This is a genomic window from Variovorax sp. P4_B11 (assembly GCF_056402355.1).
In genome coordinates this window covers 25,087-43,545 of record NZ_JBFUHO010000060.1, presented here as the reverse complement: position 1 = coordinate 43,545, position 18,459 = coordinate 25,087, and the positions used below count along the sequence as shown (strand labels likewise).

Sequence of the window (18,459 nt, the reverse complement as noted above, 5' to 3'; positions counted from 1 at the left end):
GACGCGGACGGCCGCGTGATCGAGATCGGCGGCAAGACCGGCACCGGCGACCACCGCTTGCAACGCATCGGCCGCGGCGGGCGGGTGATCTCGGAGCGCAAGATCGACCGCACGGCCGCCTTCGTCTTCATGATCGGCGACCGCTACTTCGGCACCATCATGGCCTACGTGCACGAACCCTATGCCGCCCGCTATCGGTTCACGAGCGCGCTGCCGACCGAGCTGCTGAAGTCGCTGGGGCCGCAGCTGTTGCTCGTGCTCCAGCGCAGCGGGTGCGGGGGGGATTGACAGTGGCGACCCTATGAGCGCGGTGCGCCAAAATGATCTGCACTTGCAAAGTCGCCTACGTGAAACTCGGCGTCGGCGACTCGCTGCGCTTCGATGCCTCCGCGCTGCATGGCATCGAGGACATCGGCACCCAACCGGTTTCCCATGTGTCGGTGGTGTTCAATTTCCGCCGCTAGCACTCACCGCCCCGCTGGCCACGGCCGCACCGGATACTGTTCTCCGAGCGGCATCGTTCAGCGCGACGGCGTGGCACTCGGCATCAGCGCATGGTCGCGTGTCGCCGCGCGAGGATTGCCGTTCGCTTCGGTCCGGCGTATCGTGTCTGGCATGAAGGAGGTGCAGATGCCTTCACGGAGACAACTGGTTCGCGCAGAAGTGCGCCGCATGCCCCCGATGCCCTTGGGCTCGCTGGGCGACCCCGAGGCGACGACGCCGCTGTCGGATGCCCAGTTGTGCGACCGCGCCGTGCATACCATCTGGCGCAGTCTGGATGAACATGATCTGCTGGACGAGCGGGCACGAAGCGACTTGGCGGCGGTCCTCGAGCCGCTGACCGCTCTTGGCTTTGGGGATCGTCCGCGACGGCTGATCAACACCCTCAGGTTGCCGAATCCGATCGACGCCGCCCACCTGTACTGGCTCACTCGCCGGCTGCTGACGCTGGTCCCCGAACTGCAGGCCGCCGCGATGGCATTCTCCAGGCCAGGTTGCGATCTCCCTCCGCCCCTGGCCTGACGGCATCGAAGCCAGGCACCCAGGCGAGGATCTGGGAAGATCCGAACATGCATCTGTCCATCGATGACCTCGAGCGCATCGCCGCAGCGACGCTCGCGCACTACGACCAGCACGCGGAAGCGTTCTGGGAAGGCACGCGTGATCACGACGTCAGCCAGAACATCGCGGCGCTGCTCCAGTACATCGAGACGGCCCCCCCGTTCGCGATTCTGGATTTCGGCTGCGGCCCCGGTCGGGACCTCGAGACATTCAAGCGGCTTGGGCATCTCGCGACAGGACTGGAAGGGTCCGAGCGGCTCGCCACGATGGCGCGGGCGCACAGTGGGTGCGAGGTCCTGCAGCAGGACTTCCTCAAACTGCAATTGCCGGCCAGCCGCTTCGACGGCGTGTTCGCCAATGCGTCGTTGTTCCACGTCCCCGGCCAGGAATTGCCGCGTGTACTGGAGGACCTCCACACGACGCTCAAGTCGGGTGGCGTGCTGTTCTGCTCGAATCCCCGCGGCAATGGCCAGGAGGGCTGGAACGGCGATCGCTACGGCGCGTTCCACGATCTGGATGCCTGGCGCCGGTACATGTCGGCGGCCCGGTTCATCGAACTGGCCCACTACTACCGCCCATCCGGCATGCCGGTCGAACAGCAGCCTTGGCTGGCGAGCGTGTGGCGCAAGCCGACGCACTGAGCGCCGTTCTCAGTCTCGATCGCCCCAGCCGCGACGGTCTTCGCGGCGCTCGTGCCCCCAGTCGCGGCGATCCCAGCGGCGACCACCCTCCCAGTCGGCGCGATAGGACCGGCGCCCTTCTGCGCGATACCCTGGCTCGTAGTAGACGGGCGCCGGTGCGTAAGCCACCGCCGGCGCAGGGCGGCGGTACAGCGGGGCGGGCTCGTAGTAGACAGGGGCCGGGCGCGAGTAGACCGGCGCCGGCTCGTAATAGACCGGTGCCGGCTCGGCGACCCCGATGGCCACGCCAGGCGCATAGATGCCGACCGACCAGTTCGTGCCGGCGCTTGCCGAAGCGGCGCCCGCGAGTGCCGCGACAGCAACGGTTCCGACAACGGCCAACTTGACCAACAGCGAGCGACTTGCGTGCATGTGAAATCTCCTGTGCGAGGCAACAGCTGCCCCGAGCCTGTCCAACGCCGGTGCCTCGCGCCGCGTGCACGGAGGGAATGCAAAGATGGCGTAAACACGGGCAACGGCGGGTTGCGACAAGTGTCGTGCAAGATATTGGGGTTTACCCTATAATCACGCCAGCACACTCATTCTGGAGTCCCGAATGTTCACTGTCTTGATCTGCCTCGTTGCCGTCGCTGCCATCGTCGTTTCCGGTTATGTGACCTCGAAGAAACTGGACGAGCTTCACTGACGAGCAGATCCCCGGTTGTCTCCTCCATCGTCCTTCGATGGATTGGCCCCCGCACAGCGATGTGAGGGGGCTTTTTTCCGGGCGCCGGGCGCCGCCGTCTACAGGCTTCGTTCCCAGGCGCGCAGCCCCCGGTTCCATGCGCGAAGACGATCGTCCAGGGCTTCTCCGCCAGCGCCCGAGCTGGTGGCCGAGAGCTGGTCGAGCAGGATCTGCTGGTCGGTGCTGAGCTGCTGCGGAAATATCGGCACCAGCGTGAGCAGATGGTCGCCACGCGGGCCGCGGCGCTGCACCGGGAAGCCCTGGCCCTTCAAGCGGTAAGACAGCCGGTCGCGGCTCAGCTGCAGGGCCTGGAAGCCTGTGACGGTCGGCACCCTGACCTGCCGATTGGCGATCCATGCGAATCCGTCGACCGGCATCTCGCATCGAATGGTGCCGTCGTCATCGAGCTTGAAGAACGCGTGCTCCGACACCTCGACGCGAATCTCGATGTCCGCGGGAGGGCCTTCGGCGCCCGCGCGCCTTGCGTCGACATGCAGCAGATCGCCATCACGCACGCCATGCGGTATGCGCACGTTCATCTTGTAGCCGCGCGCTTCCATCTTGCCGAGGCCGCCGCAGGCCGCGCAAGGCTGCCTCGCGATGCCGCCGCCGAGGCACGCCTCGCACTCGGTCACGCCGGAAGGCCAGCCGAAAAAGGAGCGCTTCGGCATCGCGCCCGACCCCCCGCACCGGGCACAGTTCCCGCCCAGCACCTGGTGCCCGGCACCCGCGCAGGTGGCGCAGATGTCGGTGACCTTGCCCCGCAGCACCTTGATGCAGCCGACGGCCGCCTCCTCCAGCGTCATCCTGACCTTGCGGTGCAGCGGCCGGCGCCGCCGTTCGGTGCCGGCCGCGCGGGACGCCGTGGTGGCGGGGTCGTCGCCGAATCCGTCCGGGGCGTCGTCGTCCGGTGCGTCGGGCGTGTCGACATCGGCGTTTGCCGGGGCACTGAATCCGGCGCGGCGAATCTCGTCGAAGGCCTGGTTGATGCGCTGCATCTTGGCAATGGCCCCGGCGCTGTCGTTGCGGTCCGGATGCCATTGCGAGGCGAGCCGGCGCCATGCCGCCTTCACCTCGCGCTCGGTCGCGTCAGGTGCCAAGCCCAGTTCGGCGAAAGCGTTCTCGGTGCCCAATTCAGAAGACCTTGTCCAGGGAAGCCGTCCATGAAAGGCCATGGAGCCGGCGGCCTGCGAGCGTGAATGTTATCCGAGGGTGTGGCTTGCAAGCCGCGTGCCACTCGGATCCGATGCGACGGCGCCTCCGAAACCCCCGTGGCAACCCCTTTTTTAGAGTTGACGCAGTTAATACCAAAGCGCTCAAATCTAGTCTTCCCGAGCGCCCCTGGAAAGTCAGGCATGAAGACGTCGTCCATCATGGCAGTCGTCGCCGGTTGCACGATCCTTCTCGGCTGCGACATGCAGCCACGCGTTCTATTTGTGACTGGCGGAAGCCCCTACCAGGTGCTGCAGCTGACCGATGCGGAAGAAGGATGCCCAGCACCCCGCCGTGTCTGTTACCTCACCCTGTGGGATGGCGGAACGTCACGCGGATGCTGGGTCCGCGAACAAGCCTATATTCGCGCCCATTTTCAGGATCTGGGTGACCGGCTGGTACCGGTGACCGAGTTCCGCCGCACGACGCTGGCCGAGTACCGGAACGCCACCCTGGACTAGTCCGAGAGCGCCCCCTGCCGCCATAGTTTTCCCTGGTTGCTGGGGACAACTTTGGGGAAAACCGCACTGGCTTCGAACGGAATCGTTGCCTGGCGGGGCCTGCAACGCGATGCCTCCGAAAGCAGCAAACGACGCCACCCCGCGCCACGACCCCGGAATGCATAGCAGAAATCCGGGCCTCCAAAGAGGTCCTGCGGCCGAAGTTTCGACCGCGCGCGGCGGCTCGGTCAGGCGGGATCACCGATGTAAAATGCTCGGTTTTTCCAGTAGGTGCAAGTGTCACGGCGCACAGGTTTCACCGACTCGGCGCTGGTTCGCTTGCTCGCTCGACTGACCGACATCAACGTCCCCGAATCCAGGCAAGGCTTCGCGGATCGCTTGAGTCAATGGTTCGGTTGGACCGACGCCATCTCGCTGTCCGCGGCGCTGGATGGCGGTCCGGCGCTCGCCGCATCGCGGGCGCATTCTTCGGCCAGTGCCGAAGAACGCGAATGCGCCGGCGTGCGATCGGCATTGGCGAAGGCCATCGCCGAACGCGGCGCCTTCGCGTCCGACTTCGCATCGCACCGTCGGCGCTACCTGGCCCGGCAACAGGCCATGGAGACGGCCATCGGCCCCCTGCGAGGCCGCCTGCGCGCCAAGCTGGCAGCCGGTTCGCCCGCCATGGCCCGGCTGGCGGCCGTGGACGTGGTCATGGAGCAGGTGCTGGGTGCGCAGGCGCACCGCCTGCTGTCGACCGTGCCCGGACTGCTCGAGAAGCACTTCGAGCGTCTGCACCAGGCCGCTCGGTCGCCGGACGAGAGCGATGGAGGGGGTGACTCCGGCGCGTGGCTGGAGGTGTTCTGCAAGGACATGCAGGGCGTGCTGCTCGCCGAACTGGATATTCGATTGCAACCGATCGAAGGGCTGCTCGATGCCCTTCGCAAGCGCTGACCGCTGACAGGCCTTCATGACCAGATTTCTTCAATACGCCGCCTTCCTCGTCGGCCTCGCCGCCGTCTGCTGGGTCGGTGCCGGCTACATCGGCTCGAACCCGCTGGCGCTGGCGATCACGCTGCTGATCGCCGCCTTCTACCTGATGGGCGCGCTCGAACTGCATCGCTTCCACCAGGCCACCTCCACCCTGGCAGACGCCGTGGCGGACATGCCGGCACCGCCGCCGAGCATCGGCCAGTGGCTCGACCAACTGCATCCGTCGCTGCAGAACGCGGTGCGCCTGCGCATCGAGGGCGAGCGCGTCGGCTTGCCCGGGCCGGCCCTGACCCCCTACCTGACCGGCCTGCTGGTGCTGCTGGGCATGCTGGGCACCTTCGTCGGCATGGTGGTCACCCTGAGCGGCACCGGCACCGCGCTCGAGAGCGCATCGGACCTGCAGGCCATCCGCAGCTCCCTGGCCGCTCCGGTCAAGGGCCTGGGGCTGGCCTTCGGCACCTCGCTCGCGGGCGTGGCCGCGTCGGCGATGCTGGGCCTGGTCTCGGCCTTGTGCCGACGCGACCGGCTGCAGGCCGCGCAGCGGCTCGACACGCGGATCGCGACCCTCCTGCGCGTCTTCTCGCAGGCCCATCAGCGCGATGAATCCTTCAAGCTGCTGCAACGGCAGGGCCAGGCGATGCCCGAGCTGGTCGATCGGCTGCAGGCCATGATGACGACGATGGAACGACAGAGCCAGGCCCTGCACGAGCGCCTGATCGCCAGCCAGGACCACTTCCACGGCAAGGCCGAGGCCGCCTATGCCGGCCTCGCCGCGACCGTCGGCCGCTCCCTCGAACAGAGCCTGACCGAAAGCGCACGCTCAGCCGGCGCGACGATCCAGCCGGTGGTCGAAGCCACCATGGCCGCGATCGCACGCGAGGCCGCCGCCCTGCACCAGACGGTCGAGCATGGCGTGCAGCGCCAGCTCGACGGGCTGTCGAGCCGCTTCGAGGCCAGCACCGCGACCGTGTCGGCGCTCTGGCAGGACGCGCTCGCCGCCCAGCAGCACACCAGCGAAGCGCAGTCCGGCGCCCTGCGCGGCGCGCTCGACCAGTTCTCCCAGACCTTCGAGCAGCGCTCGGCCTCGCTGGTGGACAGCGTCTCGGCGCGGCTCGAAAGCACGGTCGGCAGCCTGTCGGACCGCTGGCGCGATGCGCTGGCGCTGCAGGAGCGCGCGAGCGAGAAGCTCGCGAAGGACACGCGGGGTGCCTTGTCGGCCGCAGCGGCCGGCTTCGAGCAGCATGCGGCCTCGCTGCTGCACACGGTGGAGCAGGCGCATGCCGGCCTGCAGGCCGGGATGGCCTCGCGCGACCAGCAGCGGCTGGCAGCCTGGACCCAGGCCCTCGAATCGATGGCCGCGTCGCTGCAGCAGGAATGGCAGCAGGCCGGCGCACGCACCGAGGCCCAGCAGCAGGCGATCTGCAAGACGCTGGCCGACACCGCCCGCGAGATTTCGGCGCAGACGGAAGCGCAGGCACGCAGCACGATCGCCGAGATCGCCCAGCTGATGCAGGCCGCTTCCGAAGCCCCGCGGGCTGCGGCCGAGGTGATCGCCGAGCTGCGACAGAAGCTGTCCGACAGCATGGCGCGCGACAACGCGATGCTGGAAGAGCGCAGCCGCATCCTCGAAACGCTGGACACCCTGCTCGGCGCCGTGAACCATGCCTCCACCGAGCAGCGCTCGGCGATCGATGCGCTGGTCGGCAGCTCCGCGGACCTGCTGGACCGCGTCGGCGCGCGCTTCACGGAAAAGGTCGACGCCGAATCCGCGAAGATGGCCGAGGTCGCCGCGCAGATCACCGGCAGCGCGGTCGAAGTCGCGAGCCTGGGCGAAGCCTTCGGCTTCGGCGTGCAGCTGTTCAGCGAATCGAACGACAAGCTGGTGGCACAGCTGCAGCGCATCGAAGGCGCGCTCGGCAAGGCCATCGCGCGCAGCGACGAGCAGCTGGACTACTACGTGGCGCAGGCGCGGGAAGTCATCGACCTGAGCATCATGTCGCAGAAGCAGATCGTCGAGGACCTGCAGCAGATCGCCAGCAGCCGCGCCGCCGAGGGCAGCGAAGCGTGACGACCGAGGAACTCGACGATGGCCTGGAGCCGACGGTGCCGGTCTGGGCCGTCTTCGGCGACCTGATGTCGGGGCTGCTGGGCGCCTTCGTGCTGATCCTGGTGTGCGTGCTCGGCATGCAGCTGGACCTCGCGACCCGGCTCGAAGCCGAGGTCAAGCAGCGGCAGGCGGCGGCCCAGCGGCTGCAGACGCTCGAGCAGGCCCTGGCCGGGCCCCTGGCCGCGGGCCGCGTGACGCTGAACAACGGCCGCATCGGGATCAGCGGCAGCGTGCTGTTCGCCTTCAACTCGGCCGACCTGCAGCCCGAAGGCCGGCAGCTGCTGAGAAGCCTGGCGGCGCCGCTGGCCGCCTATCTCCAGGCCCGCGACGAGATCCTGATGGTGAGCGGGTTCACCGACGACCGGCAGATGCGCGAAGGCGCGCGCCGCTTCGCCGACAACTGGGAGCTGTCGGCCCAGCGGGCCCTGACCGTCACCCGGGCGATGGTCGAGGAAGGCATTCCCTCGTCCTCGGTGTTCGCCGCGGCCTTCGGTGCCGGGCAGGCGGTGGCGTCCAACGCCGATGCCGAGGGCCGGTCCCGGAACCGCCGCGTGGAGATGTCGCCCACGCCGAGGCCGTCCAACGCCGGCGCGAAGCCCCGTGAGTAGCGACCCGGCCGACGACAGCGGCGCGATGCTCGAGGCCTGGCGGGCGCGCGGCGATCATCGCTTCGATCCGGTGCGCTTTCGTTTCATCGAGGCGCTGGCCCGGCGGGCCGCGGCCCATGGCGGCGACGCGCGGCGCATTCTCGACGCCAAGCTGGCCCGACTGCTTGCGGCCTACGGCGACGCGCTCGCGCAGGCCCCCGGCGCGGTAGGCGACGGCGCCGGGCAGCCAGGGAAGGTGCCGCCGCGTCGCGGGCCGCTGGCGGCGCTGGTCGACCATGCCGCCCGGCATGCGGTCCCCCCCGGGACCGGCGCGACGGCACACGATGCCATGTCCGGGCTCGCGCCCTCCTCGTCCGAACTGAAGACGCTGAGCTACTTCCGAAGCACCTGGTCGAAGCTCAGCGCCGATCGGCGGCTCACGCAGTCGCTCGCGAAGATGCCGGGGAACGCGGGCCCGCTCAACTCGCACCACCTCGTGCATCGGTCGCTGACCTTGATGCGCGACCTGTCGCCCGACTACCTGAACCGGTTCATGTCCTATGTCGATGCCTTGCTGTGGCTCGATCAGGCGACGGACGGCAGCAGCGCGCCGGGCACGGAAGGCCCGCGCACCGAAGGCACCCGCAAGACCCGGCGGAACGCGGCCGCCGCCGGCGACGGCAAGAAGGGCTGAGCGCCCGCGATGCGCCGCGGGCCGTCGCCCCGGCGTGGATGGACGCTCGGCCTTCTCCCATTTTTATCAACAATGTCCGGGCAGCATGGAGGGCCGAAGCGGTGCGCCACCGCCACATCCCGCCATCCATGAACAACTCCGTGCCAACGAGCGCCCCGAACACCTTTCGCAGCTCGCGCCGCGGCGTCCTGCTCTCCGGACTGGCCGCCACGCTCGGCGGCGGCTCGCGCGCCGCGACGGCCGCGACCGCCGCACCTGCCGGTGCCGGATCGCTGCCGCTGACCGCGGCCGCCACCGAAGGCCCCTACTACTTCGATGCCGGCAAGTTCCGCCCGGACATCACCGAAGGTCGGCGGGGCGTGCCGCTGGAGGTCCGCTTCACGGTGCTGGGCCTTGACCGCAGGCCCTGGCGCGACGCCCGCGTCGACGTCTGGCATTGCGACGCGCAGGGCACCTACTCGGGCTATGCCGGACAGGGCGAGGATCGCCAGCTCTCCACCGTGGGCGAGACCTTCCTGCGCGGTTCGCAGCGCACCGATGCGCACGGCGTCGCCGCGTTCTCGACCATCTATCCCGGCTGGTACCGCGGGCGCACGACGCACGTCCATTTCAAGGTCTTCGGCGGCGCGCACGAGGTGCTCACCTCGCAGTTCTTCCTGCCCGATGCGCTGAGCGAGTTCCTGTACACGCAGCTGCCGGACTACCGGCGCGCCAGCCTGCGCGACACGCTCAACAGCAACGACGGCATCGCGCTGCAGGCCGGCCCGACCGTGCACGGCAGCGTCCGCGAGGAAGCCAGGGCCTATGTCGCCAGCCTGACCCTGGTGGTGGACCCGGCGGCCAGGCCTGTCGCCGAACGGCCGCCCGCACCGGGCGAACGCGGCCCGGGGGGGCGCGGCCCCGAGGGGCCGCCGCCGCATCCCCCGGCGCTCGAAGGCCGGGCGCGCACCCGCGCGCTGGTGCCCGGAAACAGCGTGAACGGTCCCCTCTAGAGCGACGCGCCCGCGGATTCCAGCGCCGGCTTGACGCTCTCGACCGCTGCGCCGCCATCGCACGGAATCAGCGCGCCCGAGATGTAGCCCGCAAAGGGCGAGGCCAGGAACAGCGCCAGGTTGGCGATGTCGTCGAGCGTGCCGAAGCGCTTCAGCGGCACCGCGTTCTGCGCCGCGTCGCGCGCCGCGACCGACGGCGCCATCAGCTCGCGGAAGCCCTCGGTGCCGTCGATCGGACCCGGCGAGATCGAATTGATGCGCACGCCTTCCCCGCCTCACTCGAGCGCCAGCACGCGCGTGAGCTGGTCGACGCCGGCCTTGGCGGCGCAGGCGTGGGCCTGGTAGCGCATCGGCACGAAGGACTGCGGCGCCGTGATGTTGATCACCGACGCGCCGGGCTTGCGCAGGTGCGCATGCGCCTGACGCAACACGTGGAAGCTGCCGACCAGGTCGATGTCGACCACCACCTTGAAGCCGTTGGACGACATGTCGCTGGCCTCGCACAGGAAGTTGCCGGCGGCACCCGATACCAGCACGTCGATGGCGCCGAAGCGGTCGACGGACTCCTGCAAGGCGCGGCCCACCGCGTCGAAGTCGCGCACGTCTGCGCTCACGCCGTGCACTTCTCCGCCGTGGCTGCGAAGTTCGGCAACCGCCGCCTCCACGTTCTCGGGCTTGCGGCTGGCCACCGTGAGCCTGGCGCCCTGGCGCGCGAAGGCATGCGCGATGCCGAAGTTGATGCCCGTGGTGCCGCCGAACACCACCACGTGCTTGCCGGTGAAATCGAAAGAATCAGGCGAACTGATAGCGCGGCGAGCCCGCAGCCGCCCGGCCGTAGAGCTCGAGCCTGCGGCTGCCCGCGAAGATCGACTTCGGCGTCAGGCCGTAGACCTGCCGGATCGAGTGGCTGAAGTGGGTCGAGTCGGGGTAGCCGACATCGAGCGCGATGTTCGCGAGGTTGGCGTTCTGGGTCACGTAATAGAGCACGCTGCGGGCCCGCTGCCAGGTGCGGAAGCTGCGGAACGGCGTGCCCACCTCGGCCTTGAACAGGTGCAGGAAGCGCGACATCGACAGGTGCGAGGCGTCGGCGCAATCCTGGGCCGAGGTGTGGCTGTTGGGGTCGTCCTTGATCCGTGCCAGCGTGGCGCGGATGCGCCGGTCGATGGCCCGCGGCGCCAGCGCCTCGCCGAAGAATCTGCGGTCGAAGTCGGCCGTCTGCGGGAACTGCCGCGTGCTGCTGCAACGGAAGCGGTCGAGCGCGGCTCGCAGCCCCTGCAACACATCGTCGTCGCGCACATCGCCGCGACCCTGCGCGATGAAGGACGGCAGCCGCTCGCGCTCCACGCTGTCGGCCTCGATCAGGATGTTGCAGATCATGCGTTCGCACGATGCGATCCGATGCGGCACGTAGGGCGGGATCACCGACACCTCGGCCTCCTGCAACGCGCCACCGGCGACGCTGATGCGGTGCGGCTTGCTGAGCGACACGTAGATCGAATAGGCGCCGAAGGTGCGCACCGAGGGCTCGCCGAGCAGGCCCACGTACAGCACGCGATCGGCGTTGAGCCACATCAGCGGCTCCTGCCGCACGGGCGCATGGCCGCGCACGGCGATCGAGGATGCGGAAGATTCGAGTTCGATGTGCATGCGTGTCTCCTTGCTTCTGTTCTGTCGATTCCGGGGCGGTCTCGGTGCGACCGATACTTCCTGAGCTCCAGTTGCCCGATCTGGTTGCGGTGCACCTCGTCGTCGTAGGCGTTCTCGGCCGGATAGACATGCACCTGCATGAATTCCTCGACGCGCCGCTTCTGCAGGGCCAGCGAGCGCTCGGAATGGCTGAAGTCCATCGGGTGTCCTTCTGCATCAGAGGCGGGTGAGCACCACCGCCAGTTCGTGCGCGCCCAGCGGATGCGAGACGCGCTCGTACGGCGGCTTGGGCCAGGACCAGCGCGACGCCGGGAACAGCGCGCGCATGGCATGGATGTCGCAGTGGTAGGGCGGGCCGGTGATGTAGCCGTCCGGCGCACCGGCCGCCGGGGCCTGCATGAACAGCGCCAGCAGCCGGCCGCCCGGCTTGAGCCAGGCATGCAGCTGGTCGGCGTAGTTGGTCCAGTGATCGGGATGCAACGCGCACAGGCAGGTCTGCTCGTAGACCGTGTCGACCGGCTGCGGCGGCGACCACTGCAGCACGTCGGCCTGCAGCACRCTGGCGTTCAAGCCGCGCTCGGCCAGCCGCTTCGCGCTGCGCTCAACCGCCGCGGCCGCATAGTCGATGCCGGTCACGGCCGCGCCGGCGGCCGCCAGTTCGACCAGCTCCCAGCCGCTGCCGCAGCCCGGCACCAGCACGCTGCTGCCGGCCGGGAAAGCGCCGGCGTCGCGCCAACGCAGCAACTGCGGGCTCGCGGCGCCGCGGTCCCACGGCGTGGCGCCGGTCTCGAAGCGGGCCTGCCAGAAGGCGGCGTCGGGACCGGCCATGTCAGGCTCCCGCTTCCGGCTTGCGCAGCTTCGCCTTCAGCACCTTGCCGGTCGGATTGCGCGGCAGCGCGTCGACCAGCCGCAGCTCGCGCGGCAGCTTGTAGCGCGCGAGCCGCGTCTCGGCGAAGGCCTGCAAGCCTTCGAGCGTGACCGCCCTGCCCGGCTTGGCCGCGACCACCGCCACCACGCGTTCACCCCAGCGCTCGTCGGGCGCGCCGATCACGGCCACTTCGGCGATGTCGGGATGGTCGTAGAGCACGCTCTCGACCTCGGCCGGGTAGATGTTCTCGCCGCCGCTGATCACCATGTCCTTGAGTCGATCGCAGATGAACAGAAAGCCCTCGGCGTCGCGATAACCCACATCGCCGCTGCGGAACCAGCCATCGCGCGTGAACACCGCCGCTGTGGCCTCGGGCTGCTTCCAATAGCCGGCCATGACGTTGGCGCCCCGCACACAGACCTCGCCCGCGGCGCCGGCCTCGGTGATCGGCTCGCCCACCGCGTCGATCAGGCGGATCTCGGTGAGCAGCGGCGGCGTGCCGCTGGAGCCGAGCTTGTCGGTCGCTCGATCGGGGCTCAGGAAGGTGATCATCGAGGCGGTCTCGGTCATGCCGTAGCCCTGGTGCACCGGCACGCTGCGGGCCGCATAGAGGCGCAGCAGCGGCTCGGGCATCGGCGCGCCGCCGACGGCGATCAGGCGCAGCGAACTCAGGTCGGCGTCCGCGAACTCCGGATGCTGGCTGATGAACAGCAGCATCGCCGGCACCGCGAAGCTGACCGTGATGCGGTGCTCGCGCACCGCCTGGAGCACCGCCGCGACGTCGAAGGCGCGCTGCAGCACCAGGTGCCCGCCGGCCAGCAGCGTGCTCAGGCTGCCGCACAAAAGGCCGCCGACATGGAACATCGGCGCGAAGTTGAGCGTGACGTCGGTCGAGACCATGTCCCACAGCAACATCTCATTGAGGTTGTTGGCCCAGAAGTTGCCATGGGTGAGCATCGCGCCCTTCGGGTGGCCGGTGGTGCCCGAGGTGTACATGATGACGGCCAGCGCGTCGGCCGTGGCCGGCACCGCGGCCGGCGCCTCGCCGGCCTGGGCCATCAACGCATTGGCCGGCTCCCAGCCCGGTGCCCCGCCAGCCCTTTGGACGAATCGCTGGCAGGCCAGCGTGCCGCGCACGCCGTCGATCACCGGCACATGCTCCTCACCCGCCACCAGCGTGTGGATGCCGGCGTCGCCGATGATCCAGGCCAGCTCCGGTCCGCTCAAACGGAAATTGAGCGGCACGAAGACGCCGCCCAGCCGCGAGGTCGCGAACATCACGACCACGAACATCGGATCGTTGAGGCCCAGGTAGCCGACCCGGTCCCCCGCCGCGACACCGCCGGCCGCGAGCACCGCCGACATGACTTCGATGCGCTGTTGGAGATCGCCGTAGCTCCAGCGCACATCGCCGCAGCTCAGCGCCGGCCGATTCGGCACGCGCCCCGCGCGGCGCGAGAGCCATTCGTGCAGGCCGACCGCATGGGCGCTGCGATCGGTGGCCGCGCCGGTCAGCGCCCGGTCCATGTCGGCCTCCGCTTCTCGTTGAACGAGGCCAGGCCCTCCTTCGCGTCCTCGGTCATCGCGAGCAGTGCGATCTGGCTCTCGGTGTAGGCGATCCCTTCGTCGAAGGACATGGCCTCGAGTGCGCGCATCGCGTACTTGCCGCGGCGGATCGCGGTCGGCGACTTGCCGGCGAGACGTTCGATGAGCCACTGGGTCTTGGCGTCGAGTTCGGCGGCCGGAACCACGTGGTTGAGCAAGCCGGCTTCCTTCGCCTCGGCGGCATCGAAGGGCTCGCCCGTCAGGCACCATTCGCGCACCGTGCGGCGCGGCGCGATGCGCTGCAGGAGGCTCAGCACCTGCATCGGAAACAGGCCGATCTTGACCTCGGGCAGGCCGAACTGCACATGATCGGCAGCCACCGCCATGTCGGTCATGCAGAGCAGGCCCAGTCCGCCGGCCATGCACACGCCGTTGACGCGGGCGATGCTCGGCAGGGTCGAGTTCTGCGCCTCGCGCAGCATGTCGGCGTAGTCGATATTGGGCCGCGACAGGTCGAAGGCGAAGCCCGCGCCGGGCTGCAGGTCGCCACCGGCGCAGAAGGCCTTGTCGCCGGCGGCTGTGAGCACGATGACGAGCACTTCGGGGTCGGCGTGGGCTCTCCGATAGCCTTCGCGGATGCCTTCGATCACGTCCTTGTTGATCGCGTTGCGCTTGTCGGGGCGGTTGATGGTGATCCAGAAGGCTCTGTCGCGCTTCTCGTGCAGTACGGATGGGGTCTGTTCGTTCATGAAGTCTCCTTGTTCTGCTCTTCGGCTCGTTGCTCAGGGGCGGCGGCGGCGGGCGGTATGCCCTGGGCCGGCCGACGTCACCGGCCCTTCGGGCTTCCCTGCGCTGCTCGCGGTACGCGGGGTCCGCGCAAACTCGCTTCGCTCAAACACGCGCGGCTCTTTTTCCGCGCACCGCTGCGCTGCTCGGCGGTGCCTCAACGGCCGGCCCRGGGCATACCGCCCGCCACCGCTGATACGTTGGGGTGCACAGTTCGCCTCGACGGTCTCGCTGCGCGCAGGCTTTCGACGTTAGAGACGCACGTGCTGCTCGCACCCCCACGGAGCCCGGCATGCGGTGCGGGACGGGCGATCCCCTCTGCGCCGCTGAGCAGCGCAGCCTTTCGCGGATCAGGGCTCGCGACTGTTTGAGTGGAGCGAAGCGGAGCGAGTTTGAGCGAGACCCCGCGAAAGGCGAGCAGCGCAAGGCAGCCCGAAGGGCCGGCGCAGTGGGGTCGTTCGGCCCGCACCGCGTGCCGGGCGCCCTTCCAAGGGAAAGCAATCTCATCGGAGGACCACCTCACGCGGGCGCAGCCACGGCCACTTCGATCTCCGCCACCACCCGGCTCGCCGCCACCTGCTCCCCATTCGAAACATGAAGCGCTGTCAGCTTGCCAGCCACCGGCGCCGTATGCACGTGTTCCATCTTCATGGCCTCCAGCGTGACGATCGGCTGCCCCGCCTCCACCATGTCGCCCACGGCCGCCAGCACCGCGACCACGCGGCCGTTCATCGAGGCGCGCAGCTTGCCGTCGCCGCCGGCTTCGCCCTGACGCGCCGAGGCGGCGCGGGTCTTGTCCTCGATGCGCAGCGCCAGTCCCCGGTACTGCAGCAGCAGGATCGCGCCATCGCGGAACCACGTGGCCTGCTCCTGCAGGCCATCGCAGACGAAGCGGATCGTGTCGGTGCCGAGTGCGATCAGGTCGATCGCGAAGCTTCGCTCGCCGAGCGCGACCTCGAAATGATGCTGTCGCGGCAAGGTCACGCTGGCGTTCTGCGTCTTGCCGGCGACCGCGAAGCGCAGCGAGATCGGCAGGTTGTGCGACAAGCGCCGGCCCGCCGCGTGCTGCCGGCGCTCGCCCGTGGTTTCGTAGAGCAGCACGGCCGACAGCGCCGCGGCACGCGCCCGCACGGCTTCATCGGGCGCCAGCAAGGCTTCCTGATGCTGGCCGATGAACGCGGTCGTGGCGCCGCCCGCGGCGAATACCGGATGCCCGAGGCAACTGCGCAGGAAGGCCTGATTGGTCGTCACGCCCAGCGCCACCGCGTCCTCCAGTCCCGCCGCGAGCTTGCGCCGCGCCTCGTCGCGGGTGCGGCCATGGCTGATGATCTTGGCGATCATCGAGTCGTAGTACGGCGGGATCTCGGCGCCCGAGCGCAGCGCGTCCTCGACCCGCAATTGCGCCGGCATCTTCCACAGCGCCACCGTGCCGCTCTGCGGCATGAAGCCGTGGTCGGCATCCTCGGCGCACAAGCGCACCTCGATGGCATGGCCTTCGTAACGCACCTGCTCCTGCGTCAGCGGCAAGGGCTCACCCGCCGCCACGCGCAGTTGCAGTTCGACCAGGTCGAGGCCGGTCACGGCCTCGGTCACCGGATGCTCGACCTGCAGCCGCGTGTTCATCTCCATGAAGTAGAAGTTGCCTTCACGGTCGAGCAGGAATTCGAGCGTGCCCGCACCTTCGTAGCGGATCGCCTTCACCGCCGCCACCGCGGTCGCGCCCATGCGCTCTCGCAAGGCCGCATCGACCGCGGGTGACGGCGCCTCCTCGATCAGTTTCTGGTGCCGCCGCTGCACGGAGCAATCGCGCTCGCCCAGGTGGATCGCGTTGCCGTAGCGGTCCGCGAAGATCTGGATCTCGATGTGGCGCGGCTCGACGATGGCACGCTCGAGGATCACCTCCGGCTCGCCGAAGGCACTCTGCGCCTCCGAGCGCGCACTGCGTAGCAGTTCGGGAAACTCCTTCGCCGAAGGCACCAGCCGCATGCCGCGGCCACCGCCGCCGGCCGTGGCCTTGATCATCACGGGGAAGCCGATGCGCGCGGCCTCGTCGGCCAGCCGCGATTCGCTCTGGTCCTCGCCTTGATAGCCCGGGATGCAAGGCACGCCGGCCGCCTGCATCAGCGTCTTGGCGCCGGCCTTGTTGCCCATCGACACGATCGCCTCGGCCGAAGGCCCGATGAAGACCAGCCCGGCGTCCTTGCAGGCCCGCGCGAAATGCTCGTTCTCGGCCAGGAAGCCGTAGCCCGGGTGCACCGCGTCGGCGCCGCTGAGCTTCGCGGCTTCGACGATGGCCGGAACGCGCAGATAGGACTGCGCCGGCAGCGGCTCGCCGATGCAGACCGCCTGGTCGGCCTCCTGCACGTGGCGGGCGCCGGCGTCGGCGGTGGAGTACACGGCCACGGTGCGGTAGCCCATGGCACGCGCGCTGCGGATCACGCGCAACGCGATCTCGCCGCGGTTGGCGACGAGGATCTTGTGGAACGGCGTGGTGGTGGAGGTCGGTACGTTCATGGCGAAAGGGTCCCTCAAGGCCGGGCCACCGAGAACTGCATCTTCTGCGGCTCGCGCAGCTCGGCGTCGCGGCAGATCGACAGCACCTTGGAGAGCACGGCGCGGGTGTCGCGCGGGTCGATCACGCCGTCGTCGAGCAGGCGGGCGCTGGTGGTGAAGACGCTCATCTGGCTGTCGAAACGGTCGATGATGCGGCGCTCCAGGTCGTCGAGCTTGGCCTGGTCGACCTCGCCCTTTCGCTTCATCGCAGCCTCGGTCACGATGACCATGGTCTTGGCCGCCTGTTCGCCGCCCATCACCGCGGTCTTGGCGTTGGGCCATGAGAAGCAGAAGCGCGGATAGAAGCCACGGCCGCACATGCCGTAGTTTCCGGCGCCGAAGGAGGCGCCGCAGTAGATCGTGATCTGCGGCACCGTCGCGTTGGTCACGGCCTGGATCATCTTCGAGCCATGCTTGATCATGCCGGCCTCCTCGTGGTCGCGCCCGACCATGAATCCGGTGGTGTTGTTGAGGTAGAGGATCGGCGTCTTCGACTGGCAGCAGGCCTGGATGAAATGCGTCGCCTTGGTGGCGCCGGCGGTGTCGATGGGTCCGTTGTTGGTCACGATGCCCAGCGGCAGCCCCTCGATCTTGATATGGCCGACCACCGTGGCGCCGCCGTAGTTCTCGCCGAACTCCAGGAACTCGGAGTCGTCCGCGATGCGTGCGATCACCTGCTTCATGTCGACCGGGCGCTTGTGGTCCATCGGCATGATGCCCAGCAGTTCTTCGGTGTCGTGGCGCGGCGGCTTGAAGCGGCGCGGCGGCTCCGCGGGCAGGTCGCGGTTCCAGTCGATGTGGGCCATGATCTCGCGCGCGATCCGGATCGCGTCGCGGTCGTCCTCGGCCAGGTAGTCGCCCAGGCCCGAAATCGAGGTGTGCATGACCGCACCGCCCAGCTCTTCCTCGGTCGCGATCTCGCCGGTCGCGGCCATGAGCAGCGGCGGGCCCGCCAGAAAGGCCCGCGAGCGGCCGCGCACCATCACGATGTAGTCCGACAGGCCGGTCTGGTAGGCGCCGCCCGCGGTCGACGAGCCGTGCGTGACCGTCAGCACCGGCAGTCCGGCCGCGGAGATGCGCGCGAGGTTGCGAAACAGGCTGCCGCCGGTCACGAACTCCTCGACCTTGTACGTCATGAGGTTGGCGCCCGCGCTCTCCACCAGCTGGATGTAGGGCAGCTTGTTCTCGAGCGCCAGTTCCTGCAGGCGCAACTGCTTGGGGATGCCCATCGGCTGCAGCGCGCCGGCATCGATGCCCGAATCCGAGGCGTTGACCATCACGCGCACGCCCGAAACCCAGCCGATGCCGCCGATCACGCCGCCCCCCGGCACGCTCTTCTCGAGGTCGGGGTTGTCGAGCCCGAGGCCGGCCAGCGAGGAGATCTCGAGGAAGGGCGTGCCCGGATCGAGCAGCAGCGACAGGCGCTCGCGCGGCAGCAGCTGGCCGCGTTTTTCGAATCGCTCGCGCGACTTGGCCGAGGTGGCGACGCTGCGCCGCTCGCAGCCGTGCACGCGCTCGATCAGCGCGAGCATGCCGTCGCGGTTGGCCTGAAAGGCCTCGCTGCCGGGGGAGATGGTCGATTCGATGGTTGCCATGTGCGCTTTGCCC

At 69.0% G+C, this 18,459-nt stretch carries 18 protein-coding genes and 2 pseudogenes; 10 read left to right on the top strand and 10 right to left on the bottom strand.

The window, feature by feature from the left end; genetic code table 11:
• From AC1DYD_RS33415 to AC1DYD_RS33400, 4 genes and pseudogenes are all read left to right on the top strand, one after another.
• A partial coding sequence (locus tag AC1DYD_RS33415; protein ID WP_478177033.1) for a hypothetical protein occupies nt 1–288 on the top strand: 288 nt, incomplete at its 5' end.
• A gap of 74 nt (nt 289–362) precedes the next feature.
• Nucleotides 363–464: pseudogene (locus AC1DYD_RS33410) on the top strand (XRE family transcriptional regulator); the annotation flags it as partial.
• A 70-nt stretch (nt 465–534) separates the two neighbouring features.
• A complete protein-coding gene (locus AC1DYD_RS33405; RefSeq protein WP_478177032.1) occupies nt 535–1,023 on the top strand; it encodes a hypothetical protein in 489 nt (162 codons plus the stop codon).
• A gap of 47 nt (nt 1,024–1,070) precedes the next feature.
• Nucleotides 1,071–1,703, top strand: coding sequence for a class I SAM-dependent methyltransferase (locus AC1DYD_RS33400; protein ID WP_478177031.1), 633 nt, complete (start codon nt 1,071–1,073; stop codon nt 1,701–1,703).
• Nucleotides 1,704–1,712: 9 nt separating this feature from the next.
• On the opposite strand, the gene AC1DYD_RS33395 is transcribed toward AC1DYD_RS33400, so the two are convergent.
• Together AC1DYD_RS33395 and AC1DYD_RS33390 are read right to left on the bottom strand one after the other, a co-directional pair.
• Complete coding sequence (locus AC1DYD_RS33395) at nt 1,713–2,114, bottom strand: PXPV repeat protein (protein WP_478177030.1); 402 nt, start codon at nt 2,112–2,114, stop codon at nt 1,713–1,715.
• A 372-nt stretch (nt 2,115–2,486) separates the two neighbouring features.
• Nucleotides 2,487–3,560, bottom strand: coding sequence for a DnaJ C-terminal domain-containing protein (locus AC1DYD_RS33390; protein ID WP_478177029.1), 1,074 nt, complete (start codon nt 3,558–3,560; stop codon nt 2,487–2,489).
• 222 nt (nt 3,561–3,782) lie between these two features.
• On the opposite strand from AC1DYD_RS33390, the gene AC1DYD_RS33385 reads away from it, so the two are divergent.
• The 6 genes from AC1DYD_RS33385 (at nt 3,783) to AC1DYD_RS33360 (ending at nt 9,452) form a co-directional block, all read left to right on the top strand.
• Nucleotides 3,783–4,100, top strand: coding sequence for a hypothetical protein (locus AC1DYD_RS33385; RefSeq protein WP_478177028.1), 318 nt, complete (start codon nt 3,783–3,785; stop codon nt 4,098–4,100).
• A gap of 270 nt (nt 4,101–4,370) precedes the next feature.
• Entirely contained in the window at nt 4,371–5,033 is a 663-nt protein-coding gene (locus AC1DYD_RS33380) for a DUF3348 domain-containing protein (protein ID WP_478177027.1), read from the top strand.
• Between the two features lie 16 nt (nt 5,034–5,049).
• Nucleotides 5,050–7,140, top strand: a complete 2,091-nt coding sequence (locus tag AC1DYD_RS33375) for a DUF802 domain-containing protein (RefSeq protein ID WP_478177026.1) — start codon at nt 5,050–5,052, stop codon at nt 7,138–7,140.
• Nucleotides 7,137–7,787, top strand: coding sequence for an OmpA family protein (locus AC1DYD_RS33370; RefSeq protein ID WP_478177025.1), 651 nt, complete (start codon nt 7,137–7,139; stop codon nt 7,785–7,787). The genes AC1DYD_RS33375 and AC1DYD_RS33370 overlap by 4 nt, the downstream gene beginning before the upstream one ends.
• The gene (locus AC1DYD_RS33365; RefSeq protein ID WP_478177024.1) at nt 7,780–8,460 is read left to right on the top strand and encodes a DUF2894 domain-containing protein; all 681 of its coding nucleotides are present in this window, start codon (nt 7,780–7,782) and stop codon (nt 8,458–8,460) included. The genes AC1DYD_RS33370 and AC1DYD_RS33365 overlap by 8 nt, the downstream gene beginning before the upstream one ends.
• 140 nt (nt 8,461–8,600) lie before the next feature.
• Nucleotides 8,601–9,452, top strand: a complete 852-nt coding sequence (locus AC1DYD_RS33360) for an intradiol ring-cleavage dioxygenase (protein ID WP_478177023.1) — start codon at nt 8,601–8,603, stop codon at nt 9,450–9,452.
• Here AC1DYD_RS33360 and AC1DYD_RS33355 read toward each other — a convergent pair.
• The 8 genes and pseudogenes from AC1DYD_RS33355 to AC1DYD_RS33320 all read right to left on the bottom strand — a co-directional run bounded on the left by AC1DYD_RS33355 (nt 9,449) and on the right by AC1DYD_RS33320 (nt 18,446).
• Nucleotides 9,449–10,258 (bottom strand): annotated as a pseudogene (locus AC1DYD_RS33355) (SDR family oxidoreductase). The gene AC1DYD_RS33360 and the pseudogene AC1DYD_RS33355 overlap by 4 nt on opposite strands.
• The gene (locus tag AC1DYD_RS33350) at nt 10,245–11,099 is read right to left on the bottom strand and encodes a helix-turn-helix transcriptional regulator (RefSeq protein ID WP_478177022.1); all 855 of its coding nucleotides are present in this window, start codon (nt 11,097–11,099) and stop codon (nt 10,245–10,247) included. Before AC1DYD_RS33350 ends, AC1DYD_RS33355 begins: the two are co-directional and overlap by 14 nt.
• A complete protein-coding gene (locus AC1DYD_RS33345) occupies nt 11,024–11,299 on the bottom strand; it encodes a hypothetical protein (RefSeq protein ID WP_478177021.1) in 276 nt (91 codons plus the stop codon). Before AC1DYD_RS33345 ends, AC1DYD_RS33350 begins: the two co-directional genes overlap by 76 nt.
• A 16-nt stretch (nt 11,300–11,315) precedes the next feature.
• On the bottom strand, nt 11,316–11,927 hold the full coding sequence (locus AC1DYD_RS33340) for a methyltransferase domain-containing protein (RefSeq protein WP_478177020.1): 612 nt from the start codon (nt 11,925–11,927) through the stop codon (nt 11,316–11,318).
• A gap of 1 nt (nt 11,928) precedes the next feature.
• Nucleotides 11,929–13,494 carry an acyl-CoA synthetase gene (locus tag AC1DYD_RS33335; RefSeq protein ID WP_478177019.1) on the bottom strand — a complete coding sequence of 522 codons (1,566 nt, stop codon included), beginning with the start codon at nt 13,492–13,494 and terminating at the stop codon, nt 11,929–11,931.
• On the bottom strand, nt 13,479–14,261 hold the full coding sequence (locus tag AC1DYD_RS33330; protein ID WP_478177018.1) for an enoyl-CoA hydratase/isomerase family protein: 783 nt from the start codon (nt 14,259–14,261) through the stop codon (nt 13,479–13,481). Before AC1DYD_RS33330 ends, AC1DYD_RS33335 begins: the two co-directional genes overlap by 16 nt.
• A 556-nt stretch (nt 14,262–14,817) precedes the next feature.
• A complete protein-coding gene (locus AC1DYD_RS33325) occupies nt 14,818–16,812 on the bottom strand; it encodes an acetyl/propionyl/methylcrotonyl-CoA carboxylase subunit alpha (RefSeq protein WP_478177017.1) in 1,995 nt (664 codons plus the stop codon).
• A 14-nt stretch (nt 16,813–16,826) separates the two neighbouring features.
• Nucleotides 16,827–18,446: an acyl-CoA carboxylase subunit beta gene (locus AC1DYD_RS33320; protein ID WP_478177016.1), complete on the bottom strand. Its 1,620-nt coding sequence runs from the start codon at nt 18,444–18,446 to the stop codon at nt 16,827–16,829.
• Nucleotides 18,447–18,459 lie beyond the last annotated feature (13 nt).

Excerpts from the sequence above, each read along its gene's own strand:
- AC1DYD_RS33400 (WP_478177031.1), top strand. The coding sequence starts at position 1,071 with ATGCATCTGTCCATCGATGACCTCGAGCGCATCGCCGCAGCGACGCTC.
- AC1DYD_RS33395 (WP_478177030.1), bottom strand. The coding sequence starts at position 2,114 with ATGCACGCAAGTCGCTCGCTGTTGGTCAAGTTGGCCGTTGTCGGAACC.
- AC1DYD_RS33385 (WP_478177028.1), top strand. The coding sequence starts at position 3,783 with ATGAAGACGTCGTCCATCATGGCAGTCGTCGCCGGTTGCACGATCCTT.
- AC1DYD_RS33375 (WP_478177026.1), top strand. The coding sequence starts at position 5,050 with ATGACCAGATTTCTTCAATACGCCGCCTTCCTCGTCGGCCTCGCCGCC.
- AC1DYD_RS33350 (WP_478177022.1), bottom strand. The coding sequence starts at position 11,099 with ATGCACATCGAACTCGAATCTTCCGCATCCTCGATCGCCGTGCGCGGC.
- AC1DYD_RS33345 (WP_478177021.1), bottom strand. The coding sequence starts at position 11,299 with ATGGACTTCAGCCATTCCGAGCGCTCGCTGGCCCTGCAGAAGCGGCGC.
- AC1DYD_RS33335 (WP_478177019.1), bottom strand. The coding sequence starts at position 13,494 with ATGGACCGGGCGCTGACCGGCGCGGCCACCGATCGCAGCGCCCATGCG.
- AC1DYD_RS33330 (WP_478177018.1), bottom strand. The coding sequence starts at position 14,261 with ATGAACGAACAGACCCCATCCGTACTGCACGAGAAGCGCGACAGAGCC.
- AC1DYD_RS33325 (WP_478177017.1), bottom strand. The coding sequence starts at position 16,812 with ATGAACGTACCGACCTCCACCACCACGCCGTTCCACAAGATCCTCGTC.
- AC1DYD_RS33320 (WP_478177016.1), bottom strand. The coding sequence starts at position 18,446 with ATGGCAACCATCGAATCGACCATCTCCCCCGGCAGCGAGGCCTTTCAG.